Source organism: Pseudomonas sp. NPDC089530 (genome assembly GCF_050280705.1).
GTDB lineage: Bacteria > Pseudomonadota > Gammaproteobacteria > Pseudomonadales > Pseudomonadaceae > Aquipseudomonas.
In genome coordinates, this window is record NZ_JBNNVU010000028.1 from 1 (window position 1) to 24,195 (window position 24,195).

Sequence of the window (24,195 nt, forward strand, 5' to 3'; positions counted from 1 at the left end):
TGTCGCACATCCAGATCAAGGACACCTGCCTGGCCGATGGATTGCCGGGCAGCAGCAAGGAGAGAGTCAATGAATGACGCGGTTCACAAGAAGGGCGACGAGCTGGACACCGTTATCCTGTCGGTTGACCCAGAGCGCGAGCGTATCTCCCTGGGTATCAAGCAACTGGAAAGCGATCCGTTCTCCGAGTACGTTCAAGAGAACGACAAAGGTGCAATCGTTAAGGGTGTTGTAAAAGAAGTTGACGCCAAAGGCGCCATCATCACCCTGGCCAACGATATCGAAGCGACTCTGAAAGCCTCCGAAATCAGCCGTGACCGCATCGAAGATGCTCGTAACGTTCTGAAAGAAGGCGAAGAAGTAGAAGCTAAGATCATCAGCGTTGACCGTAAGAGCCGTGTAATCCAGCTCTCGATCAAGTCGAAGGACGTTGAAGACGAGAAAGAAGCTATCCAGAGCCTGCGCGACAAGCCAGCTGCTTCGGATATCGCTGCTGGTCCTACCACTCTGGGCGACCTGCTGCGTGCACAGATGGAAAAGCAGAACTAAGTTCTGTCAGACCATAAAAAGGGCGACTTCGGTCGCCCTTTTTTGTGTCTGTGATTTGGGTTTGGATAACGCCTATCAAGGGAGGGAAACCAATAGGGCTTCCGAGGTGTCTATTTTCCTAGGAGGATCAATTACCTATTTAGGGCTTAAGCTAAGTGATGACAAGCGGTGCCTGGCATAAGGAAGTAGATGAAAAATCTCATCGTGGTTTCTGCTGTTCTGATCCTGGTGGGGTGTACGGCTAACGCCAAGACCCATGCGGTTCGTGGTGTCAGTGGCATTGAGGTTGATTGTTCCGGCCTTGGGTCAGGGTGGGAAAAGTGCTATAAGCGCGCCGAGCACGAATGCAGAGGGAATGGCTACAAGGTCATCACCAGGTCCAGTGATGCCAAGGATGAAGAGGGGGATTATCCCTTCGGCAGGAATCCTGTGGGTTATCTCATGCGAACCATGCTTGTCATATGCAACTAATAGGATGGTGCGGAGGAGGTCGAATTGGTCGGTTTTTTGCTTTGTGCGCGACTGAGTATCTTTGTTTGCGGTGTCTTCTCAAGGCGAGGAGATAAGTCAATACGTGGGCTGTTCAAAACCCGCCGGTCGTGCTAAAACCTTTGGAGCGCTGTCTAGCTGCTTGAAAAAGAAGGGAAAAATATGACGAAGTCGGAGTTGATCGAACGAATTGTCACCCATCAAGGGCTACTCTCGTCCAAGGATGTGGAGCTGGCCATCAAGACCATGCTCGAGCAAATGTCCCAGTGCCTGGCAACCGGAGATCGCATCGAGATCCGGGGCTTTGGCAGCTTCTCTCTGCACTATCGTGCACCGCGTGTAGGTCGCAATCCGAAGACCGGTCAATCTGTGAGCCTCGATGGTAAATTTGTACCTCACTTCAAGCCTGGCAAAGAATTGAGGGATCGGGTTAATGAAGATGAAGAGGGTGATATCTGATGGCTCAGGTGTCTGGAGGGGGGGGTATTACTCGCATCATTTTTATTCTGCTGGCGTTGGTTGCTGCGCTAACGATTTTGATTTTTGTGCTTGAGAATCAGCAGGTTGTATCTTTGTCTCTCTATGGGTGGTCCGCCCCACTTTTGCCGATTTCTGCATTAATACTATTATCTTCGTTGTTTGGGATGGTTGTCGGTCCGATATTGCGATTTGCTATTAGGCGTAAGCGTACGCGATATCCTTAGTGATGTAGGTGACTGCAATGATGAAGGTGAGCTCTTTGTGGATATGTGATGTATCAATCTTGGCTTTGTCGGTTGTTACAATGTTTGCGTTGTTATAAGTCGTTGTTAGGTTTTTCTTGTGGCTGAAAGGTTTTTTTAAAAAAAAACATTAATTAATTTAGCAGTGGTTTTCTTTATGTCGAATGGTTCCGTCGATTTTTCAAATTCTGATGAGATTGATCTTAAGAGGGTTTTTTGTGTACTTTGGCAGCAAAAAAAATTAATCGCCTGCATTATGTTTGTGGCTGTATTTTTATCAGCGTGTTATGCGTTTTTCGCGGCGCCACTTTATGAGGCAAAAGTGTATGTTGTTCCTCCAACTCAGGATGATATTTCTAATTTAAACTATGGTCGAACCTCGGAGTCTGAGCTGCCCTATTTTACTGTAAAGGAAATATATTCTACTTTTTTATTTAACCTCCAGTCTGAGTCGGTGCGTCGATCATTTTTCAATGATATTTATTTGCCTTCTTTGGATGTTGCTAGGCGCAAGCGTTCGGAGGCGGCGCTGTACAATGAATTCACTAAGAGACTGGTCATTTCATCGCCTGGGAAAGACCTTGCAGAGCGATATCAGGTCGTGATGCAAGGGGATAGCCCTGCTGAGTCGGCGGAACTGCTGGATAAGTTCGTCATCCGTGCTGGAGAGGCGGCTAAGCGCGAGCTAATCAAAAATATAACTCGCGAAGCTGAAGTCAGGGCGATGAACCTGGCTCAGCAGATTGCCGCTGTGCGTGAGGGGGGGCAGCAAAAAAGGGCGGATTATATTGTCCAGCTGAAAGAAGCTTTGCAGGTGGCTAGCGAAATTGGTCTTCTGGATTCGCCCTCTGTATCGGGAAAGCTGTTTGTTGAGGTCTCTAATTCTCGGGAGACTCCACTCTATATGCGGGGGGCTAAAGCGCTTAGGGCGGAAATTCAGGCTCTTGAGAATCGAAAGTCGGATGATCCATTTATAATCTCCTTAAGGGGGCAAGAGGCCAAGTATGATCTTTACAGGTCACTAATGTCATTTGCGCCTTTGGGGGTAGAAGTTTATCGTATGGATGGCGCTATTAGTCAGATAGAGGACCCTATTAAGCCTCGGAAAGCAATGGTGATATTGGCTGGGTTGATGTTGGGTTTGTTTTTCGGGGGGGTATATGCTTTGGGGCGTGATTTCCTACGGGCGTCGTGATTTCTGTTTATTGTAGCGATAGTGCTGGAATTTTTGCTGGGAAGGTTTTCGTTTTTCTACTCTAGATAATCTAGTTGTGCTTCTCGCAGGTGGGGAGCTTGTAGGTGAGCGGAGGGGGCTGATCTGAAAATGGATATCCGAGGGGGCTTGGGAGTGTTGGTGGGATTCGCATGATCCGTCATGGATTTTGTCTTGTTGGGCTAGAGAGGGAGCTGGAGGGGAGGGCAGGGCCTCAGTCTGGAGGTCAGGATTGAGTCCGGCAAAAAGGGGGGGTGATGATTTGCTAAGGTATTTCTGTCCTTTCACGTGGGCGTCTTCAAGTATATTCCTGCATAATGTAAGGGTTGATTGCTTGGATGTGGTGCATCTGTGATGCTGTGTCACAGATTTGAGCGGTTCGGCACCCTGAATTTTATGAGATTGCTTTCCGTGTACGGCTGGTTTGATGGCCGTTTACACCGTATCCGCCTGGTGGGGTTCAAGCCGGTGGAGGTGGTTTGCAACACATGAGTGGGCTCACTTAGGTGTGGCAGGGGCGGAAAGTGGGGAGAGTCATTCGTGTTGCGGCCAGGGCATGGAGAAGGAGGGGCAATCTCTCAGGCAATAGTCGACCTACAACCAAATCAATTGTTTTTATAGATTTACCTTTCCTGAGTTGGAGTATTCCTGATGCACCTGCAGAAACAGGCCAGTGTCGCCAAGTTCAAAAGTAAAGAAGCGCTGATTGGTATTGTCGGTCTTGGCTATGTAGGCCTGCCGTTGATGCTTCGTTACAACGCTATAGGCTTCCGTGTACTGGGTATTGACATTGATAGTGGTAAGGTAGTCAAGCTCAATGCAGGGGAAAGCTACATTGAGCATATTCCCTCCAGCAAAATTTCTGAAGCGCGCAAGAGTGGTTTTGAAGCAACTGTCGACTTTGCCCGTGCTGCAGAATGCGATGCTTTGATTCTCTGTGTCCCTACTCCGCTGAACAAGTATCGTGAGCCGGACATGAGTTTCGTAATCAACACTACCGATGCGATCAAGCCATATCTTCGTGCCGGTCAGATTGTCTCGCTTGAAAGCACCACATATCCAGGGACTACAGAAGAAGAATTGCTTCCTCGTGTTCAGGAAGGTGGTCTGACTGTCGGTAAGGATATCTTCTTGGTGTATTCGCCTGAGCGCGAAGATCCGGGAAATCCTGATTTCGAGACGCGTACGATTCCTAAAGTCATTGGTGGAGACACTGCTGATTGCCTTGAGGTGGGCGTGGCTTTGTACGAGCAGGCTATCGATAAGGTCGTGCAGGTAAGTTCAACAAAAGCCGCCGAGATGACCAAGTTGCTTGAAAATATTCATCGAGCTGTGAATATTGGTTTGGTTAATGAGATGAAAGTTGTTGCTGACCGCATGGGTATCGATATCTTCGAGGTCGTAGATGCGGCAGCTACTAAGCCGTTTGGGTTCACTGCGTACTACCCTGGCCCGGGACTTGGCGGTCATTGTATTCCTATTGATCCGTTTTACCTCACCTGGAAGGCGCGCGAATACGGTTTGCACACTCGGTTCATTGAGCTGTCCGGGGAGGTAAACCAAGCAATGCCAGAGTATGTGGTCTCCAAACTCGTAGATGGACTGAATGAGCATGGAAAGGCATTGAAGGGTAGTAAGGTTTTGATCTTGGGGATCGCATACAAGAAGAACGTTGATGATATGCGCGAATCTCCTTCGGTAGAAATCATGGAGCTACTCGAAGAGAAGGGGTGCGTTATTGCTTACAGCGATCCGCACGTGCCGGTTTTTCCAGTCATGAGAGAGCACCATTTCAAACTTAGCAGTGAGACGCTTAGTGCTGAGAATATTGAAAAGTTTGATGCAGTAGTTCTAAGTACTGATCATGATAAGTTTGACTATGAATTGATCAAGTCTTCGGCGCGGTTGATTGTCGATAGTCGTGGTAAGTATCGAGCAATGGCCCCGAATATAATAAAAGCCTGACCCACTTAATTTATAGTGATGTATCCGACCAGAATTATTGATTTTGGTCGGGGTCGAACTTAAAGACGGAACAGTTCTCTATGAAAAAGTTTGCACTGATCGGCGCTGCCGGTTATATCGCGCCACGCCATATGCGTGCGATTAAAGATACAGGAAACTTGTTGGTTTCTGCCTATGATATCAACGATTCTGTCGGGATTATCGATAGCATTTCGCCTGATAGTGAGTTTTTTACCGAGTTTGAGCGCTTTCAAGAACATGCTTTTCGTCTGAAGCGTGAGTCGGCAATGTCTTTGGATTATGTTGCAGTCTGTTCGCCAAATTATTTGCATCATTCTCATATAGTTGCAGGTTTGCGACTAGGTTGTGATGTTATTTGCGAAAAACCCTTGGTGCCAAGTACTGAGGTGCTTGATGAGTTGGCGTTAGTTGAGCTTGAAACTGGTCGGCGTGTTTATAATATTTTGCAGTTACGGCACCATCAGGCCATTCTTGATCTTAAAGAGAAAGTTGAAAGAGAAGGTGGTGGCGAGAAGTATGATGTGGAGCTTACTTATATAACTTCTCGTGGGAAGTGGTATATGGAAAGCTGGAAAGGCGACCCTCGCAAGTCTTTTGGTGTTGCGACAAATATCGGTGTGCATTTCTATGATATGTTGCATTTTATTTTTGGAAAGCTGCAGCGAAATGATGTCCACTTTGTCAGTGAGTATAAGGCGGCCGGTTACCTTGAGTATGAAAAGGCTCGAGTGCGTTGGTTTCTTTCAATTGACGCAGGCGATCTTCCTGAGTCGGTAAAAGGTAAAAAACCAACTTATCGATCTATTACTGCGAACGGACAGGAAATAGAGTTTTCTGAAGGGTTTACAGATTTGCATACAAAAAGCTACCAAGAAATCTTGGCAGGCAGAGGTTATGGCATAGAAGACGCCAGGCATTGCGTGGAAACTGTCGAACATATTCGTCAGGCAGCCATTAGCATACCATCTGATGGTGAGGCACATCCTTTCGTGCTAGCGATGAGTAGTCAATAGTTGCTGAGCGGGGAGGTTGTTTGATGATTGACTCTGATTTAATAAAATTGGCTACTGGATTTGAATCCAATGCTCTTTGCTTTGACGGTGTCGGTGTGGCTGACTCTAAGGCGTTCGAGTCAGTCCTTACCTTTATGGATAACAGCAAATATGTTTCTACTGTTAATGCAAATGATAAGGTGAAAGCTGTTTTTGTTAGAGAGGGTGAACAGTCACTCTTGAGAGGGGATATTTGTGCATTAGTGGTTGATGACCCGAAGTGGTACTTTTTCACTCTTGTGAATTATCTTGCTCTAGTAAAGGTTAGGAGTACTAGTGTTGTCTCTGCTTTTGCAAGTATTCACGACTCGGCGACCATTGCGAGTGTTGGTGTTATTGTTGAAGATGATGTGGTTATCGAGCCTGGCGTGATTATCATGGAGGATGTCACGATTAAAAGAGGTGCTGTAATACGCGCGGGCGCTGTGTTAGGTGTTAATGGATTTGAACACAAAAGAACCTCAAGAGGGATGCTTACAGTTGCTCATGATGGAGAGGTTATTGTTGAGGAGCGATCAGAGATCGGTCCGAATAATACTATTATCAAGGGGTTCAGTTACCGTAATACAGTGATAGGTGCCGATACTAAACTGGATGCACTTGTCCATTATGCTCATGGTGTTCAGTCGGGGAAGCGTTGTTTGATTGCAGCTGCAGCTATGTTGGCGGGGCATGTGACATTGGGTGATAACGTGTGGATTGGGCCAAAAGCATCGATATCAAATCGTATTTCCATTGGTGATGGTGCATTTGTGACCTTGGGGTCTGTAGTGGTAAAAGATGTTGGTGTCGGAGAAAAAGTAACGGGTAACTTTGCTGTGCCGCACACGAAGTTCATTCGAAACCTGAAGAAGAGTTTGAAAGAATGATGGAGTTTATTGATCTTAAAGCGCAGCAAGTTATTTTGCGCGAAAAAATTGACAGCGCTATTCAACGCGTTTTGGATCATGGTCAGTATATTTTAGGGCCAGAAGTTACCGAGTTGGAAGAAAGGCTGGCTGCGTTTGTGGGCGCAAAATATTGCATCAGTGTTGCCAATGGCACCGACGCGTTGCAGATCGCTCAAATGGCTTTGGGCATTGGTCCGGGTGATGAGGTTATAACTCCGGGATTTACCTATATTGCAACTGCAGAAACAGTCGCTCTACTAGGGGCGAAGCCGGTATATGTGGATATCGATCCAAGGACGTACAACTTGGATCCTTCGCGGCTCGAGGCTGCAATTACTGCGCGCACCAAGGCAATTATTCCTGTTTCATTGTATGGGCAATGTGCAGACTATGACACTATTAACGCTATCGCGGCTCGTCATGGTATTCCAGTTATCGAAGATGCTGCCCAGAGTTTTGGCGCAACATACAAGGGGCGCAAGTCTTGTAATTTGACAACGATAGGTTGTGCCAGCTTCTTTCCAAGTAAGCCTTTGGGTTGCTATGGCGATGGTGGTGCTCTATTTACCAATGATGCTGAGTTGGCAAAAATTATCCGGCAGGTGGCCAGACATGGCCAGGAACGCCGGTATCACCATATTCGGGTGGGTGTAAATAGCCGCTTAGATACTCTCCAGGCCGCGATTTTATTACCGAAGCTTGAAATATTTCAAGCTGAAGTTGAACAGCGTCAGGCAATCGCAGAATGTTACTCTAGTGCCTTATCGGAAGTTGGCGTTCTCACATCACCTTACATTGAGCCTTATAATGTTTCTGTTTTTGCCCAGTATACGGTGCGAGTAGCTGATCGCTCTATCATTCAATCCAGCCTCAAGGACTCGGGTATTCCAACAGTTGTTCACTATCCGGTTCCACTTAATAAGCAACCGGCTGTGGGCGATGCTACCGTTCATTTACCGGTTGGCGATCGAGTGGCTGAAGAGGTGCTTAGTTTGCCTATGCATCCTTATTTGAGTCTTGAGGATGTATCTCAGGTAGCGAACGCTTTAATGAGTGCGTTGGAGTCTGTCAAGTGAGCTTGTTGGGAGCTACAGATTTCGCTTTTTTGAATTTTTTGGATTCGAGAAATTGAGCCAAAAGTTGACCTTGTCAAGGTATTGGCGCGATGTAGTTCTACAGGCGTCAGGTAATAGTGTCGCTCAGGTAATAGGACTGTTGGGTATTCCTATTTTGGCTCGCCTATACCATCCGCAAGACTTTGCATTGCAGGGTATATTTTTGCAAGTGGTTATGTTTTTAACTGGAGTAATGACTTGGCGATACGAGTACTTTTTTCAGCTGTTAAGTAATTCATATCAAGCAAGATTGTTATTTGTCTGGATTATAAAGCTTGGGCTTTTTACCGGTGCTTTACTTACAGTTATTGCTTACCTGTTCGGTAAAGATATAGCTACCCTTTTTGGTGCGGAGGGGCTGGGAGGGTATTTGCTTCTTGCACCTCTCACTGCTTTTTCTATCTCTATAGCATTGGGTTTGCAGCATAATGTTCAGCGAGAAGGGCGATTCAAGGACTCTTCTGCTTCAGAGGTTGTTGGAAAGGTTTCTTATGTGGGGTCGGGTTTGTTGTTTTCTCCGCTTGGTACGATAGGACTGGTGGTAACTAGTCTTTTCAGCGCTTTGGGGAAGATCTGCTATTTGAGAAAGCGGTTGTTCGAATTGCTTTCTGTTGAAGTTTGCAAGAAAAGTGATCAGGAGCACCCTCGCACTCTTCATTCCAAGGGGGCTAATGCAATGGTGTTGTCACATGTATTCTCCACGGTCAGCGGGGCAGCTCCAATATTTTTTATATCTTATCAGTATGGAGTTCAAACGCTGGGCCAATTCACCATGGTTATGGGCACTATATTCTTACCCTCGGGCTTGTTAGGTCTGGCAATAGGGCAAGTATTCTATCAGCGCGCAGCTCAAAATTTTCAAGAAGGTAAGGATATACGATTTTTGTGGTGGGAGACGGTAAGTCGATTGTTGTTGTTTGGTTTTCCGATCTATGCTGTGGCTGTGGCGTTTTCAGGTTATATATACCCTCTGGTACTGGGGGAACAGTGGGAAAGTGCAGGGCAGTATGCAAGAGTGTTTTCTGTGGCTGCATTCTTTTCATTTATAAGTACTCCCCTGGATCGCGTTAGTCTCATACTCAGGATAAATATATACCTCCCCTTGATACATTTGCTTCGTATGATCACGGCGGGCGTTGTTATGGGGTTAGCGGTTTTTCATGAGTATTCGTTTTTTGAGTATCTGATTGGTCTCACCTGTCAAATGTCTATTTTGTATTTTTTGGATATGGCATGTGGTAAGTTTTTCCTAAATAAGAAGCAGCAAGCCTATGAAGGTTGAACGGTTGTTATTTGTTATTTCGGTGTTGGTGTACGCATCTTCTATGCTATTTGCGTATGTTGAATACTTGTATCCTGTTTGGGGTTATTACGGTTTTACATACGCTGAGCCTGAGGTTTACGAGGTTGTTGTGGGCTTAGCGCTTATTATTATTACGGCATCTTTTCTGCCCTTAAAGATGAGAACGCCCGGGGCTGTGATTGTTTTGATCTTGCACTGTGTGGTGTTTGTGCCGGCGGTGGTTATTTGTCTGTTGGTCACTGAGGGTGGATTTTATCGTTACAGTTCTATTCTGTTTGCCCTTACGGGGGCATTTGTTTTGCTTTCATTGGTGGCGCGCCATAAGACGCAGGGAAATAATATCAAGGTTTCCATATCGGTCTTTGGTAGATATTTTATTCTGCTAGGTTGGTGCCTGCTGGCGTTTGTTTTGATTTATGAGTATCACGGATCGATGAATTTTGTAATGCTCGAAAATGTTTATGACCAGCGGAGTGAGACCAGTAGTGTTGGAGGAGGAATTTCTTATGTAAAAACATATTTTTCAAACGTATTCACTCCGATAGTTTTTGCACTGGGAATTTGTACGAGAAGACCGCTGTATTTTGCATTGGGCTTTTCGGGGTTCTTGCTGATGTACATGATTACTGCGGAGCGTACGATATTCTTGATGCCTTTCCTTATAATGACGTTTGCTTTTATGTTGAGGAAGTGCGACGGTCTTGCTCGTAATTCTGCATTTATTTATATTGGTTTAGCTGTATTTGTTTTTTTTACATCTGTATTTTACTCCGTAAGTAATATTGCTTCGCTGCTGGCTATTTATTTCTTGTTTAGAACATTAGCCCTTCCAGGGCTGTCTATTAGTTTGTATGAGAATCTTTTTGGTGGATACGGCTATACTTATTGGAGTCATGTCAAGGGAGTAGGGAGCTTTGTGGATGTGCCGAAGTACTTTGCATCTGATGAGGCATGGCCTCAACTCGGTATTCTTGTAGGTAAATATATATATAATGCGTCTGGAAATAATTATAATGCTAACTTGTTCTCCGGAGATGGTGTTGCGGCCGCCGGAGCAGTTGGTGTTATATGTATAGCTGTGGCGTTGGCGTTGTGGATATATGTGTTGAATAAATTAGCTGCTCGATGGGATGGTCGATTTTCTATTTTGGTAACCTTACCGTTGGCTATAGTTTTAACCAATGGGCATTTTTTTACGATGCTCCTTTCTTTTGGTGGGGTATTTATTATTTTGTTTTTCAAGTTTTTCTCTGGCGCTAAAAACAGAGAGGTGTAAGGTGAGAGTTCTACTAGTTGATGTTAATTATCAGCATTCAAGCACTGGAAAAATTGTTCATGATTTGAAGGTCGGGCTTCAAAAGAAAGGGCATGATGTTCTGGTGTGCTTCGGGCGGGGCGTAGAAAGTGATGCTTCAGATGTAGAAAAAATTGCATCTAATGCGGAGGTGATCGCGCATGCCGGCTTGGCTCGGCTAACTGGGTTGGTAGGGTATTTTTCTCCTTTTGCAACTAGAAAGCTTATTGAAATGGTGGAGGATTTTTCCCCAGATGTTGTTCATTTGCACGAACTGCATGGTTACTACGTAAATATTATTGACTTTGTAGGCTACTTGAAAGCAAGGCGCATAAAGGTTGTGTGGACTTTTCATTGTGAGTTCATGTACACAGGGCGCTGCGGGCATGCGAATGATTGTGAGCGTTGGAAAACTACCTGCCATAACTGTCCTCAGTTAAGAGAATACCCTAAAAGTTTGATTTTTGATTTTTCTAAGGAAATGCAAAATGAAAAAAAAGAGCTTTTTACAGGGTTCGATAATATTACCATAGTTACCCCTTCTACTTGGTTGGCTGACAGGGTTTCGCAATCTTTTTTAAGAGAGAAGCGTATTGAAGTTATCTATAATGGTATCGATACGGAGCTATTTTGCATAAAAGATTATGGGTTTTTGAAAGCGCGACATGGCCTGAAGGACGAAATGGTATTATTGGCCGTAGCGCCTGATCTCATGTCCGAGGGGAAAGGGGGGCGCTGGATTGTTGAGCTGGCGAGTTTCTTTGTGGGGCAGCCAGTAAAATTTATCTTGATTGGCGTTAGCGATCTTACTCAATCTTTTGGGGAAAATGTAATAGCGCTTCCTCTGTTGACGGATCAGGCTGAGTTAGCTGCCTATTACTCGATGGCTGCTTTGACGTTATTACCAAGTAAGAAAGAAACCTTCTCTCTTGTCACTGTTGAAAGTCTGGCATGCGGAACTCCAGTTTTGGGGTTTGATTCGGGAGCTCCAGTTGAGGTTGCTCCCGAAGGGTATGGCCACTTTGTTGAATATGCTGATATGGCTGCTCTTAAAAAATCTCTTTCTGAGTTTCTGGGCGGTTCTTCTTCATTTCGTAATGCTCAGGAATGTGTGGAGTTCTCGTCGAAACGATACAGTAAGGAAAAAATGTTTGAGTCATATCTGAGGCTCTATGCCGATGAGTATATTGCCGAGGAAGCAGTATGATAATTTTGCACGTTTGCTTAGCTTCGCATTATACCGAAGGTATGACATATCAAGATAATTTGCTGCCCTTACAAAATGCGCTGGATGGTCATAAGGTGGTTGTGGTAAGTGACTGCTTTGAATATAAAAGCGGAGAGTTGGTGCCTACAGACGAAGAGGATCGTATTCTTGATAATGGTATTCGTTTGGTGCGAATGAAGTATGTCCGATTATTGAGCGATTTTTTATCATCTAAAGTTCGCAAAGTCAGTGGGCTGTACATGCTCATCGAAAGTATTCGCCCTGATGTAATACTGTTTCATGGTGTGGCAGGTTGGGAGATGTTGACAGTCGCAAAGTATAAGAAAAACACTCCGGGTGTTCGATTGTATATAGACAGTCATGAGGATTTTCATAATTCTGGGAAAAATTGGATTTCTCGTTTTTTTCAGTATCGTATATTTAATCGGTTGATAGTTGAACGTGTAAAGCCATTTGTTGATAAATTTCTTTATCTTTCTTATGAGACGAGCCATTTTTTGCAGGCAATGTACGGTCTGCGAAAGACTGAACTCGAATTTTATCCGTTGGGTGGTCAGGTCGTTACCTATGAGGAGAAAGAAAAATTCTCCAAGGAGATCAGAGCGAGGCACCTCCTTTCAGAGGAAGATATAATAATCGTCCATTCTGGAAAATTAGAACCAGGCAAGCGAACAGAGCATATTATTCATGCTTTCTCATCTGTTGCAGCAGACCACTTGAAGCTTCTGATCGTTGGCTCGATCCCTTCAGACCAGTTGGCAACACTGCGTCCGTTGATTGATGCGGATCCGCGGATAGTCTTCGCAGGGTGGAAGCCAGCAGAAGAGCTCATAAAGTATTTGAGCTCAGCCAATCTCTATTTTCAGCCGGGCACACAATCGGCAACCATGCAGAATGCAATTTGCTGTGGTGCACCGGTGGCGCTTTATCCTTACCCAAGCCACGAGCCTTATGTGAACGGAAACGGCTTTTGGGTAAAGGAAGCTGCTGATTTTGTAACGGTTTTTGAGCGGATAGCAGCCAATCCGGTATTGTTGAATGATATGAGTGAGTGTTCTTTCGAGCTTGCCCGGTCCTTGTTGGATTATAAAATTCTTGCAGCGCGCCTATATGTTTAAGGTGTGACTCTTGGTGGAAGGGAAAATTATGTATCAAATTTGTTCCAGTTGCATCATGGACACCAGTGATCCTCACATTAAGTTTGATGATTCAGGGGTGTGTGAGTATTGCAATAACTACCGCACTAGTATTCTGCCTAATTGGCACACGGATCAGCGCGGAGAAGCCGAATTGATGGCTTTGGCCGAGAAGATCAAAGCCCATGGCCGTGGCAAGGATTTCGATTGCATTATTGGTCTGAGCGGAGGGTTGGATAGCTCCTATGCAGCCTATGTTGCCAAGGTAAAGATGGGGCTGCGGCCGTTACTCTTTCACGTTGATGCCGGTTGGAACACTGATCAGGCGGTGGGCAATATCGAAAAACTGGTCGATGGGCTGGGTCTTGATTTGTACACGAATGTGATCAACTGGGAGGAGATGAAGGACCTACAAGTGTCTTTTTTCCGTTCGCAGATCTCGGATCAGGACCTGCCACAGGATGCGGCTTTTTTCTCGGGTCTTTATAAATTTGCGCGTGAACATCGAATCAAGTATGTACTGACCGGAGGGAATTTTTCTACGGAATGTTGTCGTGAGCCTGAAGAATGGGGCGGTTATCCAGGAATCGATAAGACCCTTTTTAAAGACATTCACGGACGTTTCGGCAAGCGCAAGCTCAATAGCTTCCCTTTGACCGATATTTTAATTTATAAGATTTTTTATCAGCGGATCCTGGGTATGGAGGTTGTCAAACCGCTGAATCTCGTTCCTTACATCAAAAAGGATGCCGAGGCAACCTTGGAACAGCTATATGGTTGGAAGAAATTCCAGCACAAGCACCATGAGTCTCGTTTTACCCGTTTTTACGAAGACTATTGGATGCCTCGTAAATTTGGTTACGAGAAGCGACGAGCTCACTTCTCCAGCTTGATCATGACAGGTCAGCTGACTCGCGAAGATGCTTTGGAGAGAATTTCCAGACCTGAACTGGATGAACAGTTTCTCAAGGGCGAGTTTGAGTATGTGGCGAACAAGCTTGATCTTTCTGTGGAGCAGCTTCAGGAAATTTTCGACGGCGAAAATAAAACCTACCGCGATTACCGCAACAAGCGCTTCCTCATTGGTGTCGGTTCGCGTGTAATGAGCGCCTTGGGATTGGAGAGAAGACTGTTCAGATGATCACTATCATCGATTACGGATTGGGTAATATTCAGGCGTTCGTCAATGTCTACAAACGCCTGAATATTCCAGTGACGATAGCAAGGCAGCCGGCAGACTTTGAAGGTGCGACGCGATTGATCCTCCCGGGCGTTGGCGCTTTCGATCATGCGATGGAGCGTCTCGACGCTTCGGGCATGCGTCCGACCCTTGAAAGGTTGGTGCGAGAGCAAGGTGTTCCGGTTCTTGGGATTTGTGTTGGCATGCAGATACTTGCGTCCGCCAGTGATGAAGGTCTGTTGCCGGGGCTTGGCTGGGTCAAGGGCCGAGTGAAGGCATTTGCGGATGTACCCGAACTCAAGGGAATTCCATTGCCGCATATGGGCTGGAACGATGTACGCCCTTGGCCGGATGTACCGCTTTTTAAAGGCCTGGAAGAGGATGCAAGATTTTACTTTCTGCACTCTTTCTTTTTCGATTGTGAAGGGGGCGGCGGCAGTATTGCCTCTGCGTCCTATGGTCAGGACTTTGTCTGTGCTGTCGCCGAAGGTAATGTGTTTGGCGTGCAGTTCCATCCCGAAAAGAGCCATCACTTTGGGGCGGCCCTTTTGAAAAACTTCGCGGAACTTTGAGATGCTCAGGCCCAGAATCATTCCATGCTTGTTGATTCAGGATGGCGGTCTGGTGAAAACCGTCCGCTTCAAGGACCCCAAGTACGTAGGGGACCCGATCAATGCAGTGAAAATCTTTAATGAAAAAGAGGCCGATGAGCTGATCGTATTGGACATTGATGCCTCGGTAAAAGGCGTTGAGCCCAATTACAAGCAAATCGCCAATCTGGCTGCTGAGTGCCGCATGCCTCTTTGCTACGGTGGCGGTATCCGCACGGCTGAGCAGGCTAAAAAAATCATCAGCCTGGGGGTAGAAAAAGTCGCGATCAGCTCTGCAGCGCTAGATGACCCGATGCTGATTACCAGGATTGCCGAAGAGATCGGCCGCCAGAGCGTCGTTGTGGTCCTTGATCACAAGCCGCGCATGCTTAGCAAAAGCCAGGATGTCTGGACCCATAACGGCACGCGTAATACCAAGCGCGGCGTTCTGGAAGTCGCGTTAGAACTGCAGCAGTTGGGTGCCGGTGAGATTGTTATCAACGCCATCGAAAATGACGGGCGGATGAAGGGGTATGATCTCACCCTGGCCGCAAAGCTTCGGGAAACGGTCAATATACCGATCACTGTTTTAGGCGGTGGCGGTTCTCTTGAAGACATGCACAGCGTCGTCGCCAAATGCGGCGTGGTCGGTGTGGCTGCTGGTAGCTTCTTCGTTTTCAAAGGCCCTTATAGAGCCGTTCTCATCAGTTATCCGAGCGATCAGCAGAAGGCTGATGTCGTCTACTCAGCCTTGCGATCGAGCTGATACCAGCTCGCATCAGATTCAGGACTCATTATGTTCAGTGGAAAAAAACTTCTCATTTCTGGCGGCACGGGTTCCTTTGGCAACGCGGTACTCAAGCGCTTTCTTGATACGGATATTGCTGAAATTAGGATATTCAGCCGTGATGAGAAAAAGCAAGATGACATGCGCAAGCGCTATGTCAACAGCAAGCTGAAATTCTATATTGGTGACGTACGAGATTATCAGAGCATCCTCAACGCGACTCGAGGGGTGGACTACATCTTTCACGCGGCGGCATTGAAGCAGGTCCCGTCTTGCGAGTTCCATCCGATGGAAGCAGTAAAGACGAATGTTATTGGCACCGATAATGTTCTCGAAGCAGCCATTCAAAATGGGGTTCGGCGGGTTGTTTGCCTGAGCACCGACAAGGCGGTTTATCCCATTAATGCAATGGGAATTTCAAAAGCCATGATGGAAAAGGTCATGGTCGCGAAGTCCCGCAATGTTGATGATACGAAAACAGTTATCTGTGGCACCCGTTATGGAAACGTCATGGCTTCCCGTGGTTCGGTGATTCCATTGTTCATTGAGCAGATCCGGGCGGGAATTCCGCTGTCGATCACCGATCCGAACATGACACGTTTCATGATGACTCTGGCCGATGCAGTCGATCTGGTTTTGTATGCGTTCGAGCATGGCAACAACGGCGATTTGTTTGTTCAGAAGGCCCCGGCGGCCACTGTCGAGACACTGGCGCGAGCCTTAACTCAGATGGTTGGGAAGTCTGAGCATCCTATTCAGATTATTGGCACCAGGCACGGCGAGAAATTGTATGAAGCGCTGTTGAGTCGCGAAGAAATGGCTTGTGCTGAGGACATGGGGGAGTACTTCCGCGTTCCACCCGATCTTCGAGACCTGAATTACAGTAAATTTGTCGAGCAAGGTGAGGAAAAAATCTCCCGGATGGAAGATTATAATTCCCATAACACCGAACGTCTTGATGTCGCGGGCATGCAAAAATTGTTACTTAAGCTGGATTTTATCCGAGCTATCCAGCGTGGCGAATATGCTACGCCAGAGGAGTGAAGATGAAGGTCCTGATTACCGGTATAAACGGCTTTATTGGCAAGAATCTTGAAGCCCATTTGCGTGAGCGCAGTGATATCGAGATTTTGCGTTTCGGCCGAAACGACGACAGTGCATTGCTTAAGACGCTGGTTGCTGAGGCTGATTGTGTCTTCCATCTGGCTGGGGTAAATCGCCCTCAGGATCCAGCAGAGTTCAAGAGTGGCAACAGTGATCTCACGCAGTTGCTCTGTGATGCTGTAGCTGCTAGTGGGCGCAAGCTATCGGTTGTATATACATCGTCTACGCAGGCCGACTGTGACAATCCTTACGGTGTCAGCAAGCTAGCGGCAGAGCAGGCACTCAATGATCTGGCAGACAAGCATGCGATTGATCTGCATGTTTTTCGCCTTCCCAATGTTTTTGGGAAGTGGGCCAGGCCGAACTATAATTCGGCGGTAGCGACGTTCTGCCATAATATTTCACGTGGTTTACCCATCAGTGTTCATGATGAACGGGCAGCGATCAATTTGGTCTATGTCGATGATGTGATACGGCATTTCATCGACATTCTGGACGGTCGCACCCCTCCAGACCGTCATGCACAGGTTCAACCTGTGTACTCCACGACCGTCGGTGCTGTAGCGGAGAAAATACAAGCGTTCCGTGACAGTCGTTCGACACTGATCAGCGAGGCTGTTGGAACAGGCTTGACCAGAGCGCTGTACTCGACTTATCTCAGTTACCTGCCCCCAGAGTCTTTTACCTACGAAGTTCCCAAGTACGGCGACCCTCGTGGCGTATTTGTGGAAATGCTGAAGACACCCACTGCAGGCCAGTTTTCCTATTTTACCGCTCACCCAGGGATTACTCGTGGTGGTCATTATCATCACACCAAGACCGAGAAGTTTCTTGTCATCAAGGGCCACGCTCGCTTTCGCTTTCGTCAGATCATTTCGGGCGAATTTTACGAACTGCAAACTACAGGTGAGCAGCCGGTGATTGTAGAAACTGTCCCCGGCTGGACACATGACATCACCAATGTCGGCAGCGACGAAATGATTGTGATGCTGTGGGCCAATGAGATTTTTGACCGCGAACATCCGGATACCTTCGCGTTGCCACTGAGCCCTTGAGGCTGATGATTAGGTAGAGGATTGTGATGAAGAAGTTGAAAGTAGTGACTGTTGTTGGGACACGTCCCGAAATTATTCGCCTATCACGTGTCATTTCGGCACTGGACGAACACTGTGATCATGTCTTGGTACACACAGGTCAGAATTATGATTACGAACTGAATGAGATTTTCTTTCAGGATCTTGGTATCCGTAAGCCGGATCACTTTCTGAGTGCTGCCGGCACGACGGGCGCAGAAACGATAGGGAATGTCATCATTTCGGTCGACCGTGTACTAGCAGAAATTATGCCGGACGCGCTACTGGTCTTGGGCGATACCAATAGCTGCATGGCCGTCATTCCAGCTAAGCGTCGCAAGATTCCAACCTTCCACATGGAGGCTGGTAACCGATGTTTCGACATGCGTGTGCCCGAAGAAATCAACCGACGTATTGTGGATCACACAGCAGATATTAATTTGACCTACAGCACCATCGCGCGTGACTACCTGCTACGTGAAGGGTTGTCGCCAGATAGGGTTATCAAGACCGGTAGCCCGATGTTTGAAGTGCTTAGCTACTACCGTGAGGGCATCGACTCGTCGGATGTGCTGGAGCGACTCGGGCTTGAGAAGAGCAAGTTTTTTGTCGTCAGTGCGCACCGTGAAGAGAATATTGACTCAGATACTAATTTTGGCAAGCTCGTCCAAGTACTGAATACAGTCGCGGCACACTATGACTATCCGGTAATTGTCTCCACTCATCCACGGACACAGAAACGTGTCGATGCCATGGGGATAAAGTTTCACAAGAATGTTCGCCTGCTAAAACCGCTTGGTTTCATGGATTACAACAAGTTGCAGCTTGAGTCAAAAGCAGTACTCTCTGATAGTGGTACAATCAATGAAGAGTCGTCAATTCTCAATTTCCCTGCATTGAATATCCGGGAGGCGCATGAGCGTCCAGAGGGCATGGAAGAAGCCGCTGTGATGATGGTTGGCCTCGAAATCGAGCGAGTGATGCAAGCCCTGCAGGTGCTGGATGGTCAAAGCCGAGGTGAAATACGCAGTTTGAGGCTGGTGGCAGACTACAGTATGCCCAATGTGGCCGATAAAGTAGTGAGGATTGTTCACAGCTATCTTGACTATGTAAATCGAGTAGTTTGGAAAAAATACTGAGTTGAGCTGTGGGAATGACTGAAAGTAAATTAAGGATTTTAGTGGTTACTCAGTATTTCTGGCCTGAAAATATGCGGATCAATGATTTGGTTCGCGATTTTTCGGAAAAAGGTCATGAGGTAACTGTCTTGACGGGATGGCCAAACTATCCTGAAGGCAAGGTTTTCTCTGAGTATAAAACCAATCCAGAGGGCTTCAAGAATTACTTCGGTGCACGTATAGTCCGAGTTCCGCTGGTCTCACGTGGCAAAAGAAGTATCAGCTTGATACTGAACTATCTTTCTTTTTTTATCAGCGCTTCCACATTAGGTGTTGTGAAGCTTCGTAAAAACAAGTTCGATGCTGTTTTCGTGTATGCGGTATCTCCAATTATGGCTGCGATTCCTGCGGTTTTAATTGGGCGCATGAAAAGAGTTCCGGTTTATATCTGGATTCTTGACCTTTGGCCGGAAACCCTTCGAGCTGTCGGGGTGCTCCGACATCCCACTATGTTGGCTATGGTTGGGAGAGTAGTCTCATGGATCTATAATCGTGCTGACTACTTGCTCTTACAGTCAAAAGGTTTCTTAAGCAATGTAAAGCAATACTGCACCAAAGAAATTTCTCCAGAACGATTGGTTTATTTCCCGAGTTGGGCGGAAGATGATTTTTCAGGTTCCCCAGAAAAAACATCGAATTTGCTCGAACGCGATGATAATACCTTCACTGTCGTTTTCGCTGGAAACCTGGGCGAAGCACAAGACCTGCCGGCAGTTTTGGATGCAGCAGAGTCATTGAAGAATAGCGCTTCAGTACGCTGGGTGATCGTAGGGGACGGGCGCATGAGTAAGTGGTTGGCCGAGCAAGTCGAATCAAGAGGCTTGAAAAATGTGCAGCTGTTGGGGCGACACCCACTAAGCGCCATGCCTGAGATCTTTGCTAGTGCCGATGCATTACTTGTTTCGCTAAAAACCAACGATGTGTTCGAGAAAACTGTTCCTGGAAAAGTCCAAGCTTATCTGGCGTCGAGCAAACCAGTTCTAGGAATGATCAATGGTGAGGCCGCGAGAATAATCGAAGAGTCTGGTTGCGGTTTCTCTTGTTCCTCTGGTGATGCCCAAGGGCTTGCGCAAATTACCCTTAGATTGGCAATGACTGATTCTGCTCAGCGCGAAACGATGGGGCAGGCTGGCCGTTCGTATTATTTGAGTCACTTTTCGAAAGTTACTCTTTTGGAGCGCTTGGAAGCGCTGTTCCGTGCCGGGACTTTACGAAAGGATGTCAAGTAATGTCGAAATCCGTATTTTTAACCGGTGCAACCGGTTTCGTTGGCGGAGCAATTCTCAGCCGTTTGCTTACCAAAAACTTCACTGTTATGGCCGCTTTACGTAAAGGGGCGAATGTGCTTGAGGGGCATGTTGCGAAGATCCACGTAGACAATATTGATGGAACCACCGACTGGCAGGAGAGTCTTGTCGGCGTTGACGTTGTCATACATTCGGCAGCTCGTGTTCATGTAATGAATGATACGGAAGCCGACCCCTTGGCAGCATTTCGGCAGATCAATGTGGAGGGTACGCTGAATCTGGCGCGTCATGCCGCAGCTGCCGGCGTCCGACGTTTTATCTTTATCAGTTCGATCAAGGTAAACGGAGAAGGCACTCTGCCAAATACCGCCTATTCACCGGAGGATGCTCCTGCTCCAGTGGATCCCTATGGGATCTCCAAGATGGAGGCCGAGCAGGGACTTAGTGCGCTCGCAGCTGAAACCGGAATGGAAGTTGTTACTATCCGGCCAGTATTAGTTTACGGCCCGGGGGTGAAAGCTAATTTCCGGAATATGATGCAATGGCTTGATAAAGGTGTTCCTTTGCCTTTTGGATCAATTCACAACAGTCGCAGTTTGGTCGCTCTGGATAATCTGGTGGATTTGATCCTCACCTGCATCGATCACCCTGCGGCCGCCAATCAGACCTTTCTGGTTAGTGATGGCGAAGATCTTTCTACAACGCAACTGCTGCGAAAAATGGCATTTGCTCTTGGACGGCCGGCGCGCCTTTTGCCAATACCTTCCTGGGTGTTAGGCGGTGGAGCGACATTGTTGGGCAGAAAGGCTCTATCAAATCGGTTGTGTGGGTCGTTGCGGGTTGATATCAGTAAAACACGCTCCCTGCTTGGCTGGTCTCCACCGATCTCTGTAGATGACGCGCTGAAAGCTACTGCACAATATTTTCGAGAAAGTAAAATATAATGATCTATTGGTGGTTGATTCCGGCAGTGGCTGGTGCTTCGTTGATATTGACTGCGGTATTGCGACGTTATGCCCTGGCCCGCAGCATTGTTGATATTCCGAACTCTCGAAGCTCTCATTCGATACCCACTCCTCGAGGAGGGGGAGTCGCAATTGTCCTCGCATTTTTGTTGGTACTGCCAGTTTTGGCTTGGGCGCAGTTGGTACCTACAGCAGCGCTGATCGCCATAGGCGGTGCTGGTGCGCTGGTAGCCGTGATCGGATTTATGGACGATCACGGCCATATTGCTGCTCGTTGGCGTTTGCTTGGGCATTTTTGCGCTGCGGTTTGGGCGTTGTTCTGGTTGGGCGGTTTGCCTGCTATAACTTTGTTCGGGGTCAGTCTGGATTTAGGTTGGTTGGGTTATGTATTGGCCGCCTTGTACCTTGTCTGGATGCTCAATTTGTACAACTTCATGGACGGAATCGATGGCATCGCTAGCGTGGAGGCGATGTCAGCATGCTTAGGCGCTTGTCTGCTCTATTGGCTTAGTGGTTTCGAGAGTCAGATTTGGGCTCCGCTGATACTAGCTATGGCGGTAGGCGGGTTTCTTTTCTGGAACTTCCCACCTGCACGCATTTTCATGGGGGATGCGGGGAGCGGTTTTTTGGGTATGGTGCTTGGAGTTGTATCCATTCAGTCCGCCTGGACTTCGCCACAATTACTCTGGGTTTGGCTGATACTTTTAGGAGTATTCGTTGTGGATGCGACGTTCACCCTGATCCGGCGTCTGATACGCGGTGACAAGGTTTACGAAGCTCATCGCAGTCACGCGTATCAGTTTGCGTCACGAAAATATCGCAAGCACCTGCCCGTCACTCTGGCGGTCGGAGTAATTAATATCGGCTGGTTATGGCCTATCGCGTTTTGCGTTACCTATTTTGGGCTGGATGGTGCGCTGGGTTTGATTATCGCGTACATCCCTCTGATAATTCTTGCTGTAAAATTTCATGCAGGTGAAATTGAGAAAAACCAGACGCTCGGTAGCTGATGTTTTTTCTTGAGATGATGCGTGCGCCATGAGACGTACACCAGTCAAATATGTCAATAGGGGAGCGTTCAAGGTGTCTGACGGAGTTATGAATAAGTTACGCACACTATTGCTAGATTTACCGCGACGCCAGAAGCGACTTCTTCAAGTTTCGGCCGACATTTTGCTGGTATGGGTGGCGCTATTGCTGGCGTTTGCCGTTCGTCTTGGCATCGACGAAATGGTCAACCCTATCAGCAATCATTTCTGGCTTTTCTTAGCGGCGCCTATTGTTGCTATCCCGTTGTTCATTCGTTTCGGCATGTACCGTGCGGTGATGCGCTACTTTGGAAACGATGCCCTGATAGCAATCATCAAGGCGGTTAGCTTGTCATCACTGGTACTTGGAGTTGTTGTCTATTGGTACAGTAATCACCAGAATGTCGTTCCTCGTTCGATCATTTTCAACTATTGGTGGTTGAGCCTGATCATGATCGGGGGATTGCGCTTGGCCATGCGCCAGTACTTTTTGGGTGACTGGTTCAGTGCTGCGCAGCACGTTCCATTTACCAATAGGGATGACGGTTTACCGAAAGTCGCTATTTATGGCGCAGGCGCTGCGGGTAATCAACTCGTTGCTGCCTTGCGGATGGGGCGGGTCATGCGCCCGGTCGCTTTTATCGACGATGATAGTGGAATTGCCGGCAGGGTTATTTCCGGTTTGCAGGTGTATAAGCCCAAACACATCCAGCAGATGATCGACAACACCGGCGCTCAGGAAATTCTCCTTGCTATTCCGTCATCCAACCGTGGTCGTCGTCGCGAAATCCTTGGCTTTCTCGAAGGTTTCCCACTACATGTCCGTAGCGTCCCAGGTTTCATGGACTTGGCCAGTGGTCGGGTCAAGGTCGACGACATTCAGGAAGTAGACATTGCTGACTTGCTTGGCCGTGATGCGGTCCCTGCCCAGGGTGATTTGCTCGAGCGTTGCATCAAGGGGCAGTCCGTGTTGGTTACGGGAGCTGGAGGATCTATCGGGTCTGAACTCTGCCGCCAGATCCTGACACTACGTCCCACTACGCTTTTACTGTTTGAACACAGTGAGTTCAATCTCTACAATATCTTGTCTGAACTGGAACAACGAGTTGCTCGAGAGTCCTTGTCGACTCGCCTTTTGCCTATTCTTGGTTCTGTACGGAACCAAGATAAATTGCTGGATGTTATGAAGTCCTGGCATGTGGACACGGTATATCACGCTGCAGCGTACAAGCATGTGCCAATGGTTGAGCACAACATTGCCGAAGGCGTGCTCAATAATGTGATCGGCACGCTTAATACGGCTCAGGCGGCGCTTCAGGCAGGTGTCGCCAACTTTGTATTGATCTCGACTGATAAGGCCGTACGTCCGACTAATGTAATGGGCAGCACCAAGCGTCTTGCCGAGTTGACATTGCAGGCACTCAGTCGAGAGTTGGCGCCAATACTGTTCGGTGAAACGACCAATGTTTCACGTGTGAACAAGACGCGCTTCACGATGGTGCGGTTCGGTAACGTCTTGGGATCGTCCGGCTCGGTCATTCCGTTGTTTCACAAGCAGATCAAGTCGGGCGGTCCTCTGACAGTAACCCACCCCAAGATCACTCGGTACTTCATGACCATTCCCGAAGCTGCACAGTTGGTCATCCAAGCAGGTTCCATGGGGCAGGGAGGGGATGTTTTTGTCCTGGACATGGGGGAACCAGTGAGGATTGTCGAGCTTGCCGAGAAGATGATTCATTTGTCCGGCTTGAGTGTTCGTTCGGAAAAAAACCTGCATGGCGACATTTCTATCGAGTTCACCGGTCTGCGCCCGGGTGAAAAGCTTTACGAAGAGTTGCTGATCGGTGACAACGTGGCAGCCACACAGCACCCCATGATCATGAGTGCCAACGAGGATTGCCTGTCTTGGGATGTATTGAAGATCAAACTGACCGAGTTACTCAACGCAGTTGATCAGGACGACTATGCACGTGTTCGCCAGTTGCTGCGTGACACCGTCAGCGGCTACACCCCCGATGGCGATATCGTCGACTGGATCTACCAGCAGCGTCGCCTCGAGCCCTGAG

21 protein-coding genes and 1 pseudogene are annotated in these 24,195 nt (G+C 47.5%); all 22 read left to right on the plus strand.

The features are described from left to right. Nucleotides 1–87: 87 nt before the first annotated feature. Nucleotides 88–549, plus strand: a pseudogene (locus ACQKQA_RS13185) (S1 RNA-binding domain-containing protein); the annotation flags it as partial. Nucleotides 550–738: 189 nt separating this feature from the next. Continuing rightward, the gene (locus tag ACQKQA_RS13190) at nucleotides 739–1,020 is read left to right on the plus strand and encodes a hypothetical protein (RefSeq protein WP_427557799.1); all 282 of its coding nucleotides are present in this window, start codon (nucleotides 739–741) and stop codon (nucleotides 1,018–1,020) included. Nucleotides 1,021–1,200: 180 nt separating this feature from the next. Continuing rightward, nucleotides 1,201–1,497, plus strand: coding sequence for an integration host factor subunit beta (gene ihfB, locus ACQKQA_RS13195; protein WP_201189606.1), 297 nt, complete (start codon nucleotides 1,201–1,203; stop codon nucleotides 1,495–1,497). Nucleotides 1,498–1,917: 420 nt separating this feature from the next. After that, complete coding sequence (locus tag ACQKQA_RS13200; RefSeq protein ID WP_427557803.1) at nucleotides 1,918–2,955, plus strand: LPS O-antigen chain length determinant protein WzzB; 1,038 nt, start codon at nucleotides 1,918–1,920, stop codon at nucleotides 2,953–2,955. A 669-nt stretch (nucleotides 2,956–3,624) separates the two neighbouring features. Next, on the plus strand, nucleotides 3,625–4,938 hold the full coding sequence (gene wbpA, locus ACQKQA_RS13205) for a UDP-N-acetyl-D-glucosamine 6-dehydrogenase (RefSeq protein WP_427557806.1): 1,314 nt from the start codon (nucleotides 3,625–3,627) through the stop codon (nucleotides 4,936–4,938). Nucleotides 4,939–5,018: 80 nt separating this feature from the next. Next, nucleotides 5,019–5,972, plus strand: a complete 954-nt coding sequence (gene wbpB, locus ACQKQA_RS13210) for a UDP-N-acetyl-2-amino-2-deoxy-D-glucuronate oxidase (protein ID WP_427557809.1) — start codon at nucleotides 5,019–5,021, stop codon at nucleotides 5,970–5,972. Nucleotides 5,973–5,995: 23 nt separating this feature from the next. Beyond that, nucleotides 5,996–6,880, plus strand: a complete 885-nt coding sequence (locus tag ACQKQA_RS13215) for a hypothetical protein (RefSeq protein ID WP_427557812.1) — start codon at nucleotides 5,996–5,998, stop codon at nucleotides 6,878–6,880. Next, nucleotides 6,877–7,977 (plus strand): DegT/DnrJ/EryC1/StrS family aminotransferase, encoded by a 1,101-nt coding sequence (locus tag ACQKQA_RS13220; protein ID WP_427557815.1) that lies wholly within the window; start codon nucleotides 6,877–6,879, stop codon nucleotides 7,975–7,977. The genes ACQKQA_RS13215 and ACQKQA_RS13220 overlap by 4 nt, the downstream gene beginning before the upstream one ends. A gap of 52 nt (nucleotides 7,978–8,029) precedes the next feature. Continuing rightward, the gene (locus ACQKQA_RS13225) at nucleotides 8,030–9,298 is read left to right on the plus strand and encodes a lipopolysaccharide biosynthesis protein (RefSeq protein WP_427557818.1); all 1,269 of its coding nucleotides are present in this window, start codon (nucleotides 8,030–8,032) and stop codon (nucleotides 9,296–9,298) included. Then, entirely contained in the window at nucleotides 9,288–10,595 is a 1,308-nt protein-coding gene (locus tag ACQKQA_RS13230) for a hypothetical protein (protein WP_427557821.1), read from the plus strand. Before ACQKQA_RS13225 ends, ACQKQA_RS13230 begins: the two co-directional genes overlap by 11 nt. A gap of 1 nt (nucleotide 10,596) precedes the next feature. Continuing rightward, nucleotides 10,597–11,820 (plus strand): glycosyltransferase, encoded by a 1,224-nt coding sequence (locus ACQKQA_RS13235; protein ID WP_427557824.1) that lies wholly within the window; start codon nucleotides 10,597–10,599, stop codon nucleotides 11,818–11,820. Beyond that, nucleotides 11,817–12,959 carry a glycosyltransferase family 4 protein gene (locus tag ACQKQA_RS13240; RefSeq protein ID WP_427557827.1) on the plus strand — a complete coding sequence of 381 codons (1,143 nt, stop codon included), beginning with the start codon at nucleotides 11,817–11,819 and terminating at the stop codon, nucleotides 12,957–12,959. The genes ACQKQA_RS13235 and ACQKQA_RS13240 overlap by 4 nt, the downstream gene beginning before the upstream one ends. Before the next feature lie 28 nt (nucleotides 12,960–12,987). Further along, the gene (locus tag ACQKQA_RS13245) at nucleotides 12,988–14,118 is read left to right on the plus strand and encodes an N-acetyl sugar amidotransferase (protein ID WP_427557955.1); all 1,131 of its coding nucleotides are present in this window, start codon (nucleotides 12,988–12,990) and stop codon (nucleotides 14,116–14,118) included. Then, nucleotides 14,115–14,729: an imidazole glycerol phosphate synthase subunit HisH gene (gene hisH, locus ACQKQA_RS13250; protein WP_427557830.1), complete on the plus strand. Its 615-nt coding sequence runs from the start codon at nucleotides 14,115–14,117 to the stop codon at nucleotides 14,727–14,729. Before ACQKQA_RS13245 ends, hisH begins: the two co-directional genes overlap by 4 nt. Nucleotide 14,730: 1 nt before the next feature. Further along, a complete protein-coding gene (locus ACQKQA_RS13255; RefSeq protein ID WP_427557833.1) occupies nucleotides 14,731–15,513 on the plus strand; it encodes an AglZ/HisF2 family acetamidino modification protein in 783 nt (260 codons plus the stop codon). 30 nt (nucleotides 15,514–15,543) lie between these two features. Further along, nucleotides 15,544–16,578: a polysaccharide biosynthesis protein gene (locus ACQKQA_RS13260; protein ID WP_427557836.1), complete on the plus strand. Its 1,035-nt coding sequence runs from the start codon at nucleotides 15,544–15,546 to the stop codon at nucleotides 16,576–16,578. A 2-nt stretch (nucleotides 16,579–16,580) separates the two neighbouring features. After that, nucleotides 16,581–17,693 (plus strand): UDP-2-acetamido-2,6-beta-L-arabino-hexul-4-ose reductase, encoded by a 1,113-nt coding sequence (wbjC, locus tag ACQKQA_RS13265; RefSeq protein WP_427557839.1) that lies wholly within the window; start codon nucleotides 16,581–16,583, stop codon nucleotides 17,691–17,693. Between the two features lie 26 nt (nucleotides 17,694–17,719). Beyond that, on the plus strand, nucleotides 17,720–18,850 hold the full coding sequence (wecB, locus tag ACQKQA_RS13270) for a non-hydrolyzing UDP-N-acetylglucosamine 2-epimerase (protein WP_427557842.1): 1,131 nt from the start codon (nucleotides 17,720–17,722) through the stop codon (nucleotides 18,848–18,850). 14 nt (nucleotides 18,851–18,864) lie between these two features. Beyond that, nucleotides 18,865–20,118 carry a glycosyltransferase family 4 protein gene (locus tag ACQKQA_RS13275; RefSeq protein WP_427557845.1) on the plus strand — a complete coding sequence of 418 codons (1,254 nt, stop codon included), beginning with the start codon at nucleotides 18,865–18,867 and terminating at the stop codon, nucleotides 20,116–20,118. Next, a complete protein-coding gene (locus tag ACQKQA_RS13280) occupies nucleotides 20,118–21,080 on the plus strand; it encodes a UDP-glucose 4-epimerase family protein (RefSeq protein ID WP_427557848.1) in 963 nt (320 codons plus the stop codon). Before ACQKQA_RS13275 ends, ACQKQA_RS13280 begins: the two co-directional genes overlap by 1 nt. Beyond that, a complete protein-coding gene (locus ACQKQA_RS13285) occupies nucleotides 21,080–22,111 on the plus strand; it encodes an MraY family glycosyltransferase (protein ID WP_427557851.1) in 1,032 nt (343 codons plus the stop codon). The genes ACQKQA_RS13280 and ACQKQA_RS13285 overlap by 1 nt, the downstream gene beginning before the upstream one ends. An 88-nt stretch (nucleotides 22,112–22,199) precedes the next feature. Further along, a complete protein-coding gene (locus ACQKQA_RS13290; protein WP_427557854.1) occupies nucleotides 22,200–24,194 on the plus strand; it encodes a polysaccharide biosynthesis protein in 1,995 nt (664 codons plus the stop codon). The last annotated feature ends 1 nt before the right edge of the window (nucleotide 24,195 follow it).

Bases quoted from the DNA above. Each gene is read 5' to 3' on its own strand.
- ACQKQA_RS13190 (WP_427557799.1), top strand. From the start codon at position 739: ATGAAAAATCTCATCGTGGTTTCTGCTGTTCTGATCCTGGTGGGGTGT.
- ihfB (WP_201189606.1), top strand. From the start codon at position 1,201: ATGACGAAGTCGGAGTTGATCGAACGAATTGTCACCCATCAAGGGCTA.
- ACQKQA_RS13200 (WP_427557803.1), top strand. From the start codon at position 1,918: ATGTCGAATGGTTCCGTCGATTTTTCAAATTCTGATGAGATTGATCTT.
- wbpA (WP_427557806.1), top strand. From the start codon at position 3,625: ATGCACCTGCAGAAACAGGCCAGTGTCGCCAAGTTCAAAAGTAAAGAA.
- wbpB (WP_427557809.1), top strand. From the start codon at position 5,019: ATGAAAAAGTTTGCACTGATCGGCGCTGCCGGTTATATCGCGCCACGC.
- ACQKQA_RS13215 (WP_427557812.1), top strand. From the start codon at position 5,996: ATGATTGACTCTGATTTAATAAAATTGGCTACTGGATTTGAATCCAAT.
- ACQKQA_RS13220 (WP_427557815.1), top strand. From the start codon at position 6,877: ATGATGGAGTTTATTGATCTTAAAGCGCAGCAAGTTATTTTGCGCGAA.
- ACQKQA_RS13230 (WP_427557821.1), top strand. From the start codon at position 9,288: ATGAAGGTTGAACGGTTGTTATTTGTTATTTCGGTGTTGGTGTACGCA.
- ACQKQA_RS13240 (WP_427557827.1), top strand. From the start codon at position 11,817: ATGATAATTTTGCACGTTTGCTTAGCTTCGCATTATACCGAAGGTATG.
- ACQKQA_RS13245 (WP_427557955.1), top strand. From the start codon at position 12,988: ATGTATCAAATTTGTTCCAGTTGCATCATGGACACCAGTGATCCTCAC.
- hisH (WP_427557830.1), top strand. From the start codon at position 14,115: ATGATCACTATCATCGATTACGGATTGGGTAATATTCAGGCGTTCGTC.
- ACQKQA_RS13255 (WP_427557833.1), top strand. From the start codon at position 14,731: ATGCTCAGGCCCAGAATCATTCCATGCTTGTTGATTCAGGATGGCGGT.
- ACQKQA_RS13260 (WP_427557836.1), top strand. From the start codon at position 15,544: ATGTTCAGTGGAAAAAAACTTCTCATTTCTGGCGGCACGGGTTCCTTT.
- wbjC (WP_427557839.1), top strand. From the start codon at position 16,581: ATGAAGGTCCTGATTACCGGTATAAACGGCTTTATTGGCAAGAATCTT.
- wecB (WP_427557842.1), top strand. From the start codon at position 17,720: ATGAAGAAGTTGAAAGTAGTGACTGTTGTTGGGACACGTCCCGAAATT.
- ACQKQA_RS13275 (WP_427557845.1), top strand. From the start codon at position 18,865: ATGACTGAAAGTAAATTAAGGATTTTAGTGGTTACTCAGTATTTCTGG.
- ACQKQA_RS13280 (WP_427557848.1), top strand. From the start codon at position 20,118: ATGTCGAAATCCGTATTTTTAACCGGTGCAACCGGTTTCGTTGGCGGA.
- ACQKQA_RS13285 (WP_427557851.1), top strand. From the start codon at position 21,080: ATGATCTATTGGTGGTTGATTCCGGCAGTGGCTGGTGCTTCGTTGATA.
- ACQKQA_RS13290 (WP_427557854.1), top strand. From the start codon at position 22,200: ATGAATAAGTTACGCACACTATTGCTAGATTTACCGCGACGCCAGAAG.